Genomic DNA, 14,815 nt, shown 5'->3' with positions numbered 1-14,815 from the left:
TTCGGCTTCGGCTTCGGCTTCGGCTTCGGCTTCGGCTTCGGCTTCGGCTTCGGCTTCGGCTTCGGCTTCGGCTTCGGCTTCGGAAAGGGTCTCTTCTAACGCTGTTGCATCGTCAATAGTCGGTTCCTCAGATGCGGAAACATCTTCAACCGACTCATCTGTCTTGGGATCATCCACCGGTTTTTGATCGGAGTTCTTCTTATCAGCCACCGCAATATTCCCCTTATCGAATCCGAAATGCTTGGAACAACAGACCCGGCTAAGTTAGTCGGTGGCCACGTCGCCCTCAACCCGCAACGCATGTTTCACAAGTTTTTTAACGGCCTTACGCATTTTCTTGGGTGTCGGCGCTTTCGCGACCTTCAACCGCGCATAGGGCAAAGAATAAAGGGGGTCGGCCGTGGCCTGGCTGATGGCAGCTACCCAAAGCGGGGCAGAACCGCGCCAGATGTCGGCAAAATGTCGCGCCGTTCTGGGTGAAAATATTGGAACCAAAACAGCGGATTTGCCGCTTGCGGCGGCAGTCGCTTCGGGTGTCAGCGGTAACAGGTTTTGCTGGTAAACGGGCTGTTCGCGCACGGTCAGGCCGGATTCGGTCAGCCGCTCGGCAATATTGCCCCGGCTGTGCTCGCCGCGCAGGTGCAGTAGCGGACTGAGCGGTCGGGTTTGCAAAAGGGCTGCGATTAACTCCTCGGCGGTCTGGCCCATCATTTGCGCGTCCCACCCAGCACCTTTTGCCGTACCTGTTGTTGCAGGACCCACGCAGAAGGCAGGTAAAGACCGCTCAACCCCAGCCGAGGCCGCCGCGTTCACCGCATTGGCTGAAGTGAAAATCAGCCCACGCGTATCAATCGTATCCACATGAACCGGCAGGGGTTTGATTTCCAGAATCGGGGAATAGATGACCTGCACCCGAGACCTGACGCGGGTCGGAAGCTGCGCAACGAACCTTTCAGAGGCCGCGCGCGGGCGGGTCATCAACAAATACAACGGTCGGCGCCTTGGGCCTTGGGATTGTTTGCATCCGCACAGGGTGATACCCCGCTTGGCAACCAAGGTGTAACGGATCAGGCCAATGGTGCAAACACTTACTGTCCTCGGGTTGGAAAGCAGCTGTGACGACACAGCCGCAGCCGTTGTGCGCCATGGCGAAAACGGGGTCGAGGTTTTGTCCTCGATCGTTCATGGCCAAAACGAACTGCACAGTGCCTTTGGCGGCGTTGTCCCCGAGATTGCTGCCCGCGCTCATGCCGAGAAACTGGACACTTGCGTGGTGCAGGCGCTTGAGGAGGCTGGTTTGGCTCTGTCCGACATGGACGCCATAGCCGTGACTGCGGGGCCGGGTTTGATCGGCGGCGTCATGTCCGGCGTGATGTGCGCCAAAGGGATCAGTGCCGCGACCGGGTTGCCCTTGATCGGGGTGAACCACTTGGCAGGCCACGCGCTGACGCCACGCCTGACCGACGGGATCGCGTTTCCGTATCTGATGCTGCTGGTTTCGGGCGGACATTGCCAATACCTGATCGCCCACGGGCCGGACCACTTTACCCGTCTGGGCGGCACCATCGACGACGCGCCGGGTGAGGCGTTCGACAAAACCGCCCGTCTACTGGGCTTGCCGCAACCCGGCGGCCCTTCGGTCGAGGCCGAGGCCCGCGCAGGTGATCCCACACGGTTCCGCTTTCCGCGGCCTTTGTTGGACCGCCCCGGATGTGATCTGTCTTTTTCAGGCCTGAAGACTGCACTGATGCGGATGCGCGATCAGGTCGTGGCCGAGAAAGGCGGGCTGACCCGTCAGGACCGCTCCGATCTGTGCGCCGGGTTCCAACAGGCCGTTGTCGATACACTGGCCGAGAAAACCCGCCGAGCGATGGATCTTTATCTAAACGAAAACCCCTCGGAGCCGTTGATTGCTGTGGCAGGAGGCGTCGCGGCGAATTCGGCCATTCGTTCAGCATTGGAGACTGTATGCGATGAGAAAGGCGGGCGTTTCACCGCACCACCTCTCGCCCTTTGCACCGACAACGCGGCCATGATCGCCTATGCCGGGATCGAGCGATTCCGCACCGGCGCGCGCGACGGGCTGGACTTGACCGCCCGCCCCCGCTGGCCTTTGGACCAGACCAGCCCCGCAATGCTTGGCAGTGGCAAAAAAGGGGCCAAGGCATGAGCGTTTCGGTTCTGGGCTCGGGTGCATTCGGGACCGCGCTGGCAATTTCGCTGGCCGGAAACGGACCGGTAACGCTTTGGGCGCGAGACGCGGAACAGGCGCGGGTGATGCACATCACGCGTGAAAACGCGGCGCGGCTGCCGGGTGTGGCCTTGCCGGATGCGATCACCGTAACGGCGGACATTACGCAGGCAACGCGCAGTCAAACGTTACTGGTCTCAGTGCCGATGCAAAAACTGCGCGGTGTGCTGACGGATCACGGCGTGGTTCTGGCTGGGAAAACGCTGGTGGCCTGCTGCAAAGGTATCGAGCTATCCACCGGGCTGGGTCCGATCTCGGTCATCCGCCAGTCCATTCCCGACGCGCGCCCTGCCCTGCTGACCGGCCCGAGCTTTGCCGATGATATCGCACGCGGATTGCCCACCGCGCTGACGCTGGCCTGCGCTGAGGATGCGCATGAGCTACAGCATGACCTGACCACGGCGAACCTGCGCCTGTACCGCACCACCGATCTGATCGGGGCGGAACTGGGCGGCGCGTTGAAGAACGTCATGGCCATCGCTTGCGGAGCAGCGATCGGAGCCGGTTTGGGCGACAGCGCCCGCGCCGCGCTGATGACGCGCGGATTTGCTGAGATGCAGCGCTTTGCCCTAATGCGCGGCGCGCGGCCCGAAACCCTTATGGGCCTGTCGGGATTGGGCGATCTGGTGCTGACCTGCTCGTCCGAGTTATCCAGAAACTATCGTTTTGGCTTGTGTTTGGGTCGAAATCAGCCCTTTGACACCACCACCACGGTCGAGGGCGTCGCAACCGCGCGCGCCATGTCCGACATTGCCCGAGCCGAAGGGCTGGACATGCCCATCAGCGCCACTGTCGCCGACCTGAGCCAAGGCACATATAGTGTGGCGCAGGCCATTGATACTCTGCTCAACAGACCCCTGAAGGAGGAATAATATGCTCATCGCTCTGATCGCCCGTGACAAGGACGGCGCATTGCAAACCCGGCTGGACAATCGCGCCGACCACCTGGCTTACATCGAAGAAACCGGTGTCGTTGCGCAAGCTGGACCCCTGTTGGATGGCGACGCAATGATCGGGTCGCTGATCATCCTTGAGGTGGAAGACATGGCCGCCGCCCAAAGCTGGGCTGACAATGATCCCTATGCCAAGGCAGGGTTGTTCCAGTCCGTCGACCTGATCGCGTGGAAAAAGGTCATCGGCTGATGGCATATTGGCTGTTCAAATCCGAACCCTCGACCTGGAGCTGGGACCAACAGGTTGCCAAAGGGGACGCAGGCGAGGAATGGGACGGCGTGCGCAACTATCAGGCGCGCAATTTCATGCGTCAGATGGCGGTGGGCGACCGGGGGTTCTTTTACCACTCGCAAAAGGACAAGGCGGTGGTTGGCATCGTCGAGGTCTGCGCCGCCGCCCATCCTGACAGCACCACCGATGATGACCGCTGGGAATGTGTGGATATCAAGGCCGTACGGCCCTTCACAACACCGGTCACGCTGGACCAGATCAAGGCCGATGGACGGCTGGACGAGATGGTGCTGGTGAAAAACTCGCGCCTGTCGGTGCAGCCGGTAACGGATGCCGAATGGCAGGTGATCTGCGATCTGGGGCAGACTCAGGCGGAATAAAAAAGGGAAGGTTCCAACGGATGCAGAACCTTCCCTACCCCGCGTGCTCCCGACTCACCACACGCGTATAGAAATTCTTCGGTTCTGACCGTCCTGGTCACAAGATGACACTAGCCGAAACAGCGGCGCCGATACAAACACCAAGTACTTAAAATTGGAATCGCCCGCCGCTGCGACGGGCGCTACTGGATCAGCCGTAGACCGATTCCTTGCCGAAGTGTTTGGTCAGCATGTAATAGACCACAGCGCGGTATTTGTTGCGTTCTGACATGCCATAAGTGCCAAGCACCGATTGTATCGCCTCATCTAACGCAGGACTATCGGACAGGCCCAGTTTCTTGATCAGGAAGTTGTTTTTGACAGTCTCAATCTCGCCCTCTTGCGAAGCCGCCACGGTCGATGCGTCGGCATCGTAGATCGCCGGACCGCAACCGATCGTGACCTTGGTCAGCAAGTCCATATCGGGATCCATCCCGCATTTGTTCTTCAGATCTTCCGCGTATTTTGCAATCAAGTCGTCGCGTTTTCCCATGACTGGCTCTCCCGTAAAGCAGCGTCTTGCTGCGAAGTCACAAAAGGTTGAAACAAGTGCGGGAAATCTATTCAGCTGAGGGTAGGTCACAACGGGAAAAACTGGTTTGTTTCCCCCCAAGGAAACACGGAAAACTCACTGAAAGGCGCGATTGGCCAAATCCGAGAAAGCGCGCACCTTTCGCCCAGGTGTTGCGTTCCCTGCATGCACGAATGAGATCGGAGCGTCAGGTGACCGCAAAACACCAGGCATGACCTCAACCAGTGCCCCGCTTTCCAACTCGCGCTGAACAGCTAAGCGGGATTTGACCGCAAGCCCCAACCCCTGTACCGCCGCTTCGGTCAACATATCCGAGTTCGATACTGCAATCCCGCGCGGGATCGAAAACTGCGCAGCACCGTGACCATCCGTGATGTCGAGCCGAGTTTGCCACGGCAGACAGGCCCAGCGCATTAGGCGTAAGTCTTCAGCCGTGGCCGGCAGTCCATATGTCTCGCAAAACACCGGTGAAGCACAGATGATCCTGTCATTATCGCTTAGTTTACGGGCCTTTAGTGTGCTGTCGGCCATCTGTCCCACCCGGATCGCGCAGTCGATACCCTCATCCACCAACGCGACATAGCGATCAACGGCCAGAAACTCGACCGTCAGGTCCGGATGCTCGGCCTGAAACGCGCTCATAACCGGCATGATGAAGCGCGACAAAATCCAGGGTGACAGCGTCACGCGCAAATGTCCGCGCAATGCGCCAGTGCCACTGCCGGCCTCAAGCTCGGCGTCGCGCAAATCGGCCAACAAAGGTTCGATCCGGTCCAGAAAGATCAGACCTTCTTCGGTCAGTTGCACCTTGCGGCTGTTGCGGTGGAAGAGTTTGAGGTTCAGAACCTCCTCAAGCTTCGTGATGCGATGGCTGACCGTCGCCGCCGAGATCCCCTGCGCCTTGGCCGCGGACCCGACGCCGCCGGTTTTCGCGACCGAGACAAAGGTCAGCAGGTCATTCACATGGTACATTCGAAAATTCCTAACGCTGGTTTCAATATTGAGCCAGTTATCGCGGAAAATTTCAAATGGTATCTGCTGAATCACGACCAGAGGAGGACCTGATGAAATCACTTTACGCAGCCACATGCGCGCTTGCGCTGGCCATGCCCGCAGCGGCAGCCGAGTTGGAAACCTATCTTGAGTTTGAAAAGGCCATGCCTCCGGGCAATCTGGCAATTGGCCCGGATGGGCGCATGTTTATGTCGGTGCATGAATTCTACGGTCCTGAATTGCGCGTGGTTGAAGTGATGCCGGACGGCTCCACCCAACCCTACCCGACCGAAGACTGGGCCCGCGCCCCGAACGATGATGCGGACGGGTTGAACGGCGTGTTGGGCCTGCGGGCGGATCGCGATGGAATCCTGTGGATGCTGGATTGTCAGGGCGAGAACCAGACCGGACGCGTCGTTGGTTGGGACACCAAAACCGAAACGCTGCACGCGATCCACTATATCGGCGCGCCTGTGGCGCGGCCCACATCGTTCCTGAACGATCTGGCTGTGGATCGCGATCATGGGGCTATCTACATCTCGGATACCGGCGACGGGCAGAACTCGGCCATTATCGTGGTTGATCTGGATACCGGGCGCGCGCGGCGGGTTCTGGAAGGCTCAAAATATACCATTCCCGAGGATACGCCGATGGTGATCGACGGGCGTGAGATCACGTTGGGCGGCAACCCGGCCAAGATCGGCATCAACCCGATCACCGTCGATCCGACCAACACATGGGTCTATTTCGCCCCAATGACGGCAAGTGCGATGTACCGCATTCCTACCGCTGCGCTGCTGGATGAAAGCCTGTCAGATGCCGATCTTGAGGCCAAGGTTGAACGCTATGGCGACAAGCCGATCTCAGATGGGTCAACCGTGGATACCGGCGGCAATGTCTACATCACCGCGATGACGGACAATGCGCTGGGCGTCACCAAGCCGGATGGCAGCTATGAAGTGCTGTTCCAGTCGGACGATGAATTGCCGTGGCCAGACGGGTTTTCGATCGGTGCGGATGGGTATGTCTATGCCACGATTAACGAGTTGCACCGCTCTCCCGTACTGAACAATGGCGAAGATGCCTCGAAGGGTATCTACAAGATCGTCCGGTTCAAATCTCTGGCTGATGCGGTCAGCGGACGCTAAGCCAATCTCCGGCCCCGGTTCTCGGGGCCGGATTATCTGCAATAGCCCCAGCCCGGCCCCTGCAAATGGAAGTGGTCCGCGTGCAGCTTGTTGAAATTGGGGCTCAGCACCACCCGGAACCAATCACAAGCGCCCTGCCCGATCTGGCGTAGGAATTCGGATTCGGACCCTTCAGTTGGCCAGTCGCGCAACAAGTTTAGTGTGCGTCCATCAGCCAGATCGACCCCCACGATATCAATGGAATCCGCGGTTGCATGACTGCTCCATCGGCTGACCTGCCCCTGCGCGGTCCGCATCCGGCGGCAGTTATAGCTGCCCAGATGCCGCAGAGCGCGCGCCTCAGTGCCCAAAATGTCCCGCGCAGCAGGCTGAACCACGTGATGTTCCCACATGGCAAGACGCAGAGCTGTGGTACAGCGCGTTTCGACCCCTCGGACATCTGCGGTAACAAGGCGCGACAGAAGGCCCCGTCCGCTGATCCCGCAATTCTGATCGACGACCAAATCCTCCATCTCAGCAAACGCCACTTCGTCCGCAGACAGTACCGCCTTGCATTGCGCCCCATCCGCCAGAGCACGGTTCAACTGAAACCGCGTAACCAGAGTAACCGGGGCCGTAATCGACAGATCGCGCAGGGGGTTCCAATGGTCAGGCAAGGGTGACTTCGGGTGTGTCACCAGAAGGAATCCGGCAGAGCCAACTAGAAATAGAAATACGATGATGGAAAAGAAAGACGCCGCCAGTCGCATGAACCGGCGGCGTCCCGTGCGTTTCGTCATACCCGATCCGCGATCAGTAGCGGTAATGCTCGGGCTTATAGGGACCTTCGGGTTTCACGCCGATATAGGCCGCTTGTTCCGAGTCCATCTGAGTCAGCTTCACGCCGATACGGTCCAGATGCAGGCGGGCGACTTTCTCATCCAGATGCTTGGGCAGGATATAGACTTCGTTTTTGTACTCATCGCCTTTAGTGAAGAGCTCGATCTGCGCCAGAACCTGGTTGGTGAACGAGGCCGACATCACGAACGACGGATGCCCGGTGGCGTTGCCGAGGTTCAGCAGACGGCCTTCGGACAGCAAGATGATGCGGTTGCCCGAGGGCATCTCGATCATGTCCACCTGTTCCTTGATGTTGGTCCATTTGTGGTTTTTCAGGCTGGCCACCTGAATTTCGTTGTCGAAGTGGCCGATGTTGCCGACGATGGCCATGTCCTTCATCTCGCGCATGTGCTCGATACGGATCACGTCCTTGTTGCCGGTGGTGGTGATGAACACATCAGCGCTGGCAACTTCGTCTTCCAGCAGAGTGACCTCGAACCCGTCCATTGCGGCCTGCAACGCGCAGATCGGGTCAACTTCGGTCACTTTCACACGGGCACCGGCACCGGCCAGCGACGCGGCCGAGCCTTTGCCCACATCGCCATAGCCGCAGACCACGGCAACCTTACCGGCCAGCATGGTGTCGGTGGCGCGGCGGATGCCGTCGACCAGCGATTCTTTGCAGCCATACTTGTTGTCGAATTTCGACTTGGTGACGCTGTCATTCACGTTGATCGCAGGGAAAGGAAGGTGGCCTTCTTTCACCAGCTGATACAGACGGTTCACGCCGGTCGTGGTTTCCTCGGACACACCTTTGATCTGGTCGCGCATCTTGGTGAACCAGCCTGGGCTTGCAGCCATACGCTTGGCGATCTGCTTCTTGATCACCTCTTCCTCTTCCGAGCCCGGAACGGGAATGATGTCTTCACCCGCTTCGGCACGTGCGCCCAGCAGGATATACAGCGTCGCGTCGCCGCCGTCGTCCAGGATCATGTTCGGGCCATCTTCGAACATAAAGGACTTGTCCAGATAGTCCCAATGCTCTTCCAGGGTCTGGCCTTTGATGGCGAAGACGGGAATGCCAGCCTCGGCAATTGCCGCTGCCGCGTGGTCCTGGGTCGAGAAGATGTTGCACGACGCCCAGCGCACATCTGCACCAAGCGCCACCAACGTTTCGATTAGAACGGCTGTTTGGATGGTCATGTGCAGCGAGCCAACGATGCGCGCGCCGCTCAGCGGTTTGCTTTCGCTATATTCTGCACGCAGGGACATCAAGCCCGGCATCTCAGTTTCGGCGATATCCAGTTCTTTGCGGCCGAACCCGGCCAGCGAAATGTCTTTGACGATATAGTCCCCGGCCATCAGGTACTCCATTCCGGTAAATACTGTTCCGGGTTGCCCCTAACATCCCTTTATGAGCGTGGCAACGCAGATGGCCGGAAACGGGATTTTTGTCGCTAAAATCAGCTTGGCGTGCCGTCTACCTTGATCTTGGGGATCGCCTCAAAAAAATCGGTGCCAACGGCGACGATACAACTCAGGCCGTTCGCATGGGTCACCAAAACGGTATAGCTTCCCGTTTCCTCAGAGGTCCAAACCTCCATCACCGATTGCCCGTCGCGCGATTTCTGCAATCCGCCAAAGGCTAGCTGTTCCGAATAGCTGTCCTGTAGCTTGGCGATTACGTGATCACGCTGCGCACAAGTGTTCTGCTGTGCAAAAGCCGGAGGCGCAGTCGCGGCCATTCCAAAAGCCAGGGCAACTCCAAATAAACGCTTGAACATAACAAGCTCCTTTCGATTCTGGTTTCAATCGAGAGGGGCACACCGGGAGAAGCATGCGCCCCCCTCGGTACTTGATGTCGGTATCACCGCGCACTTGTTCAAAGCACGAATGCTCAAGAAAAAGTTGGCAGCTGGTGATCTTGACAGGTAAACCATACCATAAAATTGAGGCGCAATCGCGGCTGTACGGACGAGGCATGGCATAATGGCAACACAACCCCGCGCGTGGCAGAGGATGCTGTCGGGCCGTAGGCTGGACCTGCTGGACCCCACCCCTGTGGATATCGAGATCGAAGATATCGCGCATGGACTGGCCTTTGTGGCGCGCTGGAACGGCCAGACGGCAGGGGATTTCGCCTATTCCGTGGCCGAACATTCGCTGCTGGTCGAAGAGCTTTATGGCCGCATGGCCCCCAATGCGCCGGTCAAATGGCGGCTGGCCGCCTTGTTACATGACGCCCCCGAATATGTGATCGGAGACATGATCTCGCCGGTCAAATCCGCCGTCGGTCCCGACTATGGTGCGTTGGATGATCGGTTGGCGGCGGCGATCCACATTCGCTTTGGCCTGCCCGCTGCGGTGCCGAAGACAGTGAAACGTCAGATCAAAAAGGCCGACAAGATCAGCGCCTGGATGGAGGCCACCCAGATCGCGGGCTTTTCCGAGGCCGAGGCGACCAAGTTTTTTGGTCGCCCCGACAAGTCGGTGACAGAGGGGCTGAACATCGTCCTGCGCCCTCCGGTCGAGGTGCGACGCGCCTATACTGACCGGCACGCCGCCCTGTTGGCACAGCTTTAGCCGAAGACGTAGAAACAGATCTTGTTGTTGTCCGCATCACGGACATAGGCCCCGTAGAACACATCCGGCACGCGCTGGCCGGGCTCGCCTTCGTCGGTGGCACCAAGGCTGATCGCCTTGTCGTACATCGCCTGCGCGTGCTCTTTCGAATCCGCTGCAAAAGCCACCATAGTGCCGTTTCCCGGCGCACAATCACCACCGTCATAAGGTTCGCACACAGCCAGCATCGGCGCACCGGGCTGGTTGCCGATAAAGGCGATGCGCCCCACATCCAGCGTCACCTTGGCATCGCGATCCGAAAGCAGCTCGGTATAGAATTTCTTTGCGCGCTCCATGTCTGACACGCCGATGGTCACGTAACCGATCATTTGAGAGGTTCCTGTCTTGTTAAGTGTTTTCCCGAGGCGAACACTTGGCCTCAGGTCGCAGAGGTGCAAGTCACGAAGGCGTGACACATGACGACACACCGCAACTTATCTGCCGGCTAGAACACATAGAAAGACTGAATCTCAGCGCCGAGGACTCAAACAAGCTTATCGCGGGCTGCGCTTTGCCAAAATCCGCTGCAACGTCCGACGGTGCATGTTCAGTCGACGGGCAGTCTCGGACACATTCCGGTCGCACAGCTCATAAACCCGTTGAATATGTTCCCAGCGCACGCGGTCCGCGCTCATGGGGTTTTCCGGGGGCGGTGGTAGTTCGTCGCCCTTGGCCAGCAGCGCGTTGGTGATGTCAGTGGCGTCGGCGGGTTTCGAAAGATAATCGGTCGCACCGATCTTAACGGCGGCCACGGCGGTCGCGATCGCGCCGTATCCGGTCAGAACCACAACCCGGCTATCCGGGCGCTTTTCACGCAGCACTTCGACCACGTCTAAACCATTGCCGTCCTCAAGCCGCAAATCCACGACCGCATATGCTGGTGGGCGGGCTGTTGAAATGGCACGGCCTGCGGCGACCGAACCTGCGGTCTCGACCTCGAAGCCGCGCTTTTCCATGGCTTTGGCCAGACGTCTCAGAAAAGGCTCATCATCATCTACCAGAAGCAGGGATTTGTCCGGGCCGATATCCAGGTCAGAGCTGTCTGCCATATTCTATTCTTTCCGCTATTTCACGCCGTTGGCCTAGCTATGAGTAATAGCAGCGCCATTGCAAAGGTCAAACGGATCACAGTTTGTCCAGAAAACACCCGACCTTGTCGGCCATCTGTTCAGCTGTGTCATTGCGGTTGAAGAATTCAAGAAATCCGGCCTCGGGCGTCATCAGGTAGGTAAAGGTGGAATGGTCGACCAGATAGTATTCGTCGCTTTTGTCATGGGCCTTGTAATAGGTCTTGTAAGCCTGGCTGGCGGCTTTGACCTGCTCGGCCGAACCGGTCAGCGCGATGGTTTTACCGCCCATGTTAAAGGCATAGTCGGCCACCACTTCTGGCGTGTCCCGGTCTGGGTCGATTGAGATGAAAAGAGGCGTCACCGACTGGCCACGACCCGCCAGTATATCCACGGCCTCGGCGTTGCGCGACATGTCGAACGGGCAGACATCAGGACAGAACGTATAGCCGAAATAGACCAGTGTCGGCTCGGTGATAACGTCAGCGTCGGTGACAGTCTGACCCTCTCCGTTGATCAATTCGAATGGGCCGCCGATTGCTGCGGTGCCACCGGCGATTTGGCTGGACCGGCATTGTGCGAACTGATCATCTGATCCGGCACCTCGGGTCAGCAGCCACATGGCCCCCAGTCCAATGGCAAGAACAACGGTGGCAAGAACGGCATAAAGACGGACCATGACTTCAATCCTAATGATCAGAGGGGTTGTTGATCGTTTCGGCCCGGACACCTATCAAGATGATCAGCCGATGCAACAGGACATAGTGAACCCATGGCCAATTCCAACATCACATTATGGCGTGGACAGGAACGCAGCAGCTGGATCAGGCTGCGCACGCTGATCCTGCTGCGCTGGGTTGCCATCATCGGCCAGATCACAGCCATCACCGTCGCCCAACAGACCTATCACGTCGAGCTGGATGTGATGCTGTGCTACCTGGCCATCGGGGTATCGATCCTGGGCAACTTGACTGCGATCTTGATCTTCCCAAGAAACAAGCGCTTGTCAGAGTTCGAGAACTTCCTGATGGTTCTGTTCGACCTGCTGCAATTGACCGTTCTGCTGTACCTGACCGGGGGGCTGAACAATCCGTTTGCCTTGCTGCTTGTGGGGCCAGTAACGATCTCGGCCAATGTCATGAGCACCCGGTCGACGTTGATCGTTGGCGTGGTTGCAATTGTTCTGACCACTCTGCTGGCCGAATTCCATGTGCCCTTGCGCACGGATGTCGGAATGGATCTTGAAATCCCGGATATCCTGTTGTTCGGAAACTGGGCCGCGATCGTCATCGCGATCGTCTTTTTGGGTGCCTATTCACATCGTGTCAGTTCCGAAGTTCAATCCATGTCCGAGGCTCTGGCCGCCACGCATATGGCCCTGGCGAGAGAACAGAAGCTGACCGACCTAGGTGGGGTTGTTGCTGCGGCCGCGCACGAACTGGGCACGCCGCTGGCCACAATCAAATTGACCAGCTCGGAGTTGATCGAAGAACTGGATGACCGGCCCGAACTGAAAGAGGATGCCGCGCTGATCCGAGAACAGGCCAACCGGTGCCGGGACATATTGCGCGACATGGGCAGGGCCGGAAAGGATGATCTGCATCTGCGGCAGGCCCCTCTTTCAACCGTGGTGAACGAGGCTGCAGAACCACACATTCACCGGGGCAAAACCGTCCATTTTACCGAAGGTCCTGCGGATGACGGGGATGTTCAGCAACCCTCGATCCTGCGCAAGCCCGAAATCATTCACGGGTTGCGGAACCTAATCCAGAATGCGGTGGATTTTGCCCGCGCGAACGTTTGGGTCGAGGCGGAATGGAGCTCTGATCAGATCATTGTCAGCATCATGGATGACGGGCGCGGATATCCGTCTCAGATGATCGGGCGAATTGGCGACCCATTCATGCGCCGCCGGCGCGCCGAAACCGATCAGCGCGCACGCCCAGAATACGAAGGCATGGGGTTGGGCTTGTTCATCGCCAAAACCCTGCTGGAGCGCAGCGGAGCGGAACTGGAATTTGCCAACGGTTCAGACCCCTATCAGACCTTATCCGAAAACCCCGAACGTCGGGGGGCTATCGTCAAGGTCACTTGGCCGAGAAATCTGGTTGATGCGCAACAAGGAGACACCCCGGTCCCGTCTGGCGCGAACCAACGGATTCAGGTCTGAGTTAAGACCCCGTTAACCATTGGTAACCATAATCCGGTTTCGTAACTTCTGTTGCGGGGCGTTCATGGTCGACTGGTTCACTCTGGCTGTCATAGGCTTGGTCTCTGCCGGCCTTGCGGTGCAATGGCTGCTGCCGCGCCGTCGGCACAGGGGGGACAATTTCGGCCTATCCTCGCCCACGTCCTTGTTTGACGCGGTGTTTTTGTTCGACGATCAACGTCTGATCAGCCACTCGGATATCGCGCTAGAAGGGTTCGAAGAAGTCCGGTCCTGGCACGACCTGCGCCGTTTACTGCAGCGAGACTTTCCCACTTTTCCCGAAACTCCGGACTGCATCCGACAGGAGGGTAATCTGATCATCCCCGCCATAGACTGTACGGTCGAGCGTGACGTCATGTGCGAATGGATCGACGGCATAGTCAGGGTTCAATTGCGTGAAAACAGCATCTGCCCTGCCACCATCAACCGTGAGGCGAACGATCCAATCCGCCTGGCAATGGAACGCGCGCCTTATCCCGTCTGGTTACTGGATGAACAAGACACAGTTCGTTGGTGCAACGCAGCCTATATTTCGTTGGTTCGCAAGGTGCGGGGTCAGGATACCGATCTGACCGCGCCGTTGTTTCCCGGATCCGAAGAAGATGCCCGACTGGGTGGAAAGACGCGGATTTCAATTTCGTCGGACGGCAGCGAAATCAAGCTTTGGTTCGATCTGACACGAGTCCACCATCCAGAGGGGCACTTGTGTTACGCCGTCGACATCAACGCGATTGTCGACGCCGAAACCGCCCAGCGCAAATTCGTTCAGACGATGACCAAGACCTTTGCCCAACTGTCCATTGGGTTGGCGATTTTCGACCGCAACCGACAATTGGCCCTGTTCAACCCGGCCCTAATTGACCTGACCGCCCTGCCCCCGGACTTCCTCAGCTGCCGGCCAAGCCTGTCCAGTTTTTTCGACCGGCTAAGGGATCAACACATGATGCCCGAACCCAAGAACTACCGAAGCTGGCGCAGTCAGATGAATGACCTGCTTGAGGCTGCCGAGGACGGGAATTATCAGGAAACGTGGTCGCTGCCCTCAGGGTCGGTTTATTCGGTTAGCGGCCGCCCCCATCCCGACGGTGCCGTCGCCTTTTTGTTCGAAGACATCACGGCCGAGATCACCCTGACCCGGCGGTTCCGTTCAGAAATGGACCTGATGCAATCGGTTCTGGACAAACTGGTGGATGCGGTCGCCGTTTTTGGCGATGACGGAACCCTGGCCTTTACCAATTATGCCTATCAAAATCTGTGGGGCGACAACGGAGACTCGGGGTTTGACGCCGATTCAGTTCTGGATGTCACACGCAAATGGCAGGAACTTTGTACTGCATCCCCTGTTTTCGGTGAGATTCGAGAGTTTGTAGGGATGCGCGACAACCGGGCAGAATGGTCGGCAGAGTTGCGTATGCGCAATGGTGCTTCGCTTGAATGCACAATCTGCCCGATGCAAAACGGAGCGACAATTATCCGGTTTGCAACAGAAGATAAAACAGTTCTTCAACCTAAGTTACACCAGATCAGCGCCTGAACCGGGTTGCAGGCAAACCGGTGCGACGTCATTGTG

General features: G+C 58.1%; 17 protein-coding genes and 1 pseudogene. 8 read left to right on the top strand and 10 right to left on the bottom strand.

The genetic code is table 11. The features are described 5' to 3' along the window. A pseudogene (locus AC2FNR_RS01555) lies at nucleotides 1–210 on the bottom strand (hypothetical protein); the annotation flags it as partial. A gap of 54 nt (nucleotides 211–264) precedes the next feature. Next, complete coding sequence (locus AC2FNR_RS01550) at nucleotides 265–990, bottom strand: uroporphyrinogen-III synthase (RefSeq protein ID WP_496847726.1); 726 nt, start codon at nucleotides 988–990, stop codon at nucleotides 265–267. Nucleotides 991–1,075: 85 nt separating this feature from the next. Here AC2FNR_RS01550 and tsaD point away from each other — a divergent pair, with 85 nt between their 5' ends. The 4 genes from tsaD to AC2FNR_RS01530 are packed head-to-tail and all read left to right on the top strand — an operon-like array spanning nucleotide 1,076 to nucleotide 3,816. Beyond that, complete coding sequence (gene tsaD, locus AC2FNR_RS01545) at nucleotides 1,076–2,170, top strand: tRNA (adenosine(37)-N6)-threonylcarbamoyltransferase complex transferase subunit TsaD (protein ID WP_496847725.1); 1,095 nt, start codon at nucleotides 1,076–1,078, stop codon at nucleotides 2,168–2,170. Continuing rightward, the gene (locus tag AC2FNR_RS01540; protein ID WP_496847724.1) at nucleotides 2,167–3,123 is read left to right on the top strand and encodes an NAD(P)H-dependent glycerol-3-phosphate dehydrogenase; all 957 of its coding nucleotides are present in this window, start codon (nucleotides 2,167–2,169) and stop codon (nucleotides 3,121–3,123) included. Before tsaD ends, AC2FNR_RS01540 begins: the two co-directional genes overlap by 4 nt. 1 nt (nucleotide 3,124) lies before the next feature. Beyond that, on the top strand, nucleotides 3,125–3,394 hold the full coding sequence (locus AC2FNR_RS01535) for a YciI family protein (protein WP_170355578.1): 270 nt from the start codon (nucleotides 3,125–3,127) through the stop codon (nucleotides 3,392–3,394). After that, nucleotides 3,394–3,816, top strand: coding sequence for an EVE domain-containing protein (locus tag AC2FNR_RS01530; RefSeq protein ID WP_496847723.1), 423 nt, complete (start codon nucleotides 3,394–3,396; stop codon nucleotides 3,814–3,816). The genes AC2FNR_RS01535 and AC2FNR_RS01530 overlap by 1 nt, the downstream gene beginning before the upstream one ends. Nucleotides 3,817–4,006: 190 nt before the next feature. Here AC2FNR_RS01530 and AC2FNR_RS01525 read toward each other — a convergent pair whose 3' ends face one another. Both AC2FNR_RS01525 and AC2FNR_RS01520 read right to left on the bottom strand, forming a co-directional pair. Beyond that, nucleotides 4,007–4,348 carry a DUF2853 family protein gene (locus tag AC2FNR_RS01525; RefSeq protein WP_353392476.1) on the bottom strand — a complete coding sequence of 114 codons (342 nt, stop codon included), beginning with the start codon at nucleotides 4,346–4,348 and terminating at the stop codon, nucleotides 4,007–4,009. A gap of 135 nt (nucleotides 4,349–4,483) precedes the next feature. Further along, nucleotides 4,484–5,359, bottom strand: a complete 876-nt coding sequence (locus AC2FNR_RS01520; protein ID WP_170355581.1) for a LysR family transcriptional regulator — start codon at nucleotides 5,357–5,359, stop codon at nucleotides 4,484–4,486. 92 nt (nucleotides 5,360–5,451) lie between these two features. On the opposite strand from AC2FNR_RS01520, the gene AC2FNR_RS01515 reads away from it, so the two are divergent. Then, nucleotides 5,452–6,528, top strand: a complete 1,077-nt coding sequence (locus AC2FNR_RS01515; RefSeq protein ID WP_496847722.1) for an L-dopachrome tautomerase-related protein — start codon at nucleotides 5,452–5,454, stop codon at nucleotides 6,526–6,528. A 32-nt stretch (nucleotides 6,529–6,560) separates the two neighbouring features. On the opposite strand, the gene AC2FNR_RS01510 is transcribed toward AC2FNR_RS01515, so the two are convergent. The 3 genes from AC2FNR_RS01510 to AC2FNR_RS01500 all read right to left on the bottom strand — a co-directional run bounded on the left by AC2FNR_RS01510 (nucleotide 6,561) and on the right by AC2FNR_RS01500 (nucleotide 9,131). Next, a complete protein-coding gene (locus AC2FNR_RS01510) occupies nucleotides 6,561–7,307 on the bottom strand; it encodes an extensin-like domain-containing protein (RefSeq protein ID WP_496847721.1) in 747 nt (248 codons plus the stop codon). A gap of 13 nt (nucleotides 7,308–7,320) precedes the next feature. Then, nucleotides 7,321–8,709 carry an adenosylhomocysteinase gene (ahcY, locus tag AC2FNR_RS01505; protein WP_496847720.1) on the bottom strand — a complete coding sequence of 463 codons (1,389 nt, stop codon included), beginning with the start codon at nucleotides 8,707–8,709 and terminating at the stop codon, nucleotides 7,321–7,323. A 101-nt stretch (nucleotides 8,710–8,810) separates the two neighbouring features. Continuing rightward, nucleotides 8,811–9,131, bottom strand: a complete 321-nt coding sequence (locus AC2FNR_RS01500; RefSeq protein ID WP_496847719.1) for a hypothetical protein — start codon at nucleotides 9,129–9,131, stop codon at nucleotides 8,811–8,813. Between the two features lie 205 nt (nucleotides 9,132–9,336). Between AC2FNR_RS01500 and AC2FNR_RS01495 the strand changes: the two genes are divergently transcribed. Then, nucleotides 9,337–9,930 carry an HD domain-containing protein gene (locus AC2FNR_RS01495; protein ID WP_480868866.1) on the top strand — a complete coding sequence of 198 codons (594 nt, stop codon included), beginning with the start codon at nucleotides 9,337–9,339 and terminating at the stop codon, nucleotides 9,928–9,930. Here the strand turns inward: AC2FNR_RS01495 and AC2FNR_RS01490 are convergent. The 3 genes from AC2FNR_RS01490 to AC2FNR_RS01480 form a co-directional block, all read right to left on the bottom strand. After that, the gene (locus AC2FNR_RS01490; protein WP_170355586.1) at nucleotides 9,927–10,298 is read right to left on the bottom strand and encodes a VOC family protein; all 372 of its coding nucleotides are present in this window, start codon (nucleotides 10,296–10,298) and stop codon (nucleotides 9,927–9,929) included. The two genes, AC2FNR_RS01495 and AC2FNR_RS01490, sit on opposite strands and share 4 nt — an antisense overlap. 165 nt (nucleotides 10,299–10,463) lie before the next feature. After that, nucleotides 10,464–11,018, bottom strand: coding sequence for an ActR/PrrA/RegA family redox response regulator transcription factor (locus AC2FNR_RS01485; protein WP_142637470.1), 555 nt, complete (start codon nucleotides 11,016–11,018; stop codon nucleotides 10,464–10,466). Between the two features lie 76 nt (nucleotides 11,019–11,094). Continuing rightward, entirely contained in the window at nucleotides 11,095–11,715 is a 621-nt protein-coding gene (locus tag AC2FNR_RS01480; RefSeq protein WP_496847718.1) for an SCO family protein, read from the bottom strand. 93 nt (nucleotides 11,716–11,808) lie between these two features. Here AC2FNR_RS01480 and regB point away from each other — a divergent pair, with 93 nt between their 5' ends. Next, nucleotides 11,809–13,206, top strand: coding sequence for a sensor histidine kinase RegB (gene regB / locus AC2FNR_RS01475; RefSeq protein WP_170355588.1), 1,398 nt, complete (start codon nucleotides 11,809–11,811; stop codon nucleotides 13,204–13,206). A 64-nt stretch (nucleotides 13,207–13,270) separates the two neighbouring features. Then, nucleotides 13,271–14,779: a PAS-domain containing protein gene (locus AC2FNR_RS01470; RefSeq protein WP_496847717.1), complete on the top strand. Its 1,509-nt coding sequence runs from the start codon at nucleotides 13,271–13,273 to the stop codon at nucleotides 14,777–14,779. The last annotated feature ends 36 nt before the right edge of the window (nucleotides 14,780–14,815 follow it).

This window comes from Ruegeria sp. SATB045, from assembly GCF_059613525.1.
This window is presented reverse-complemented; position numbering and strand designations above follow the sequence as displayed.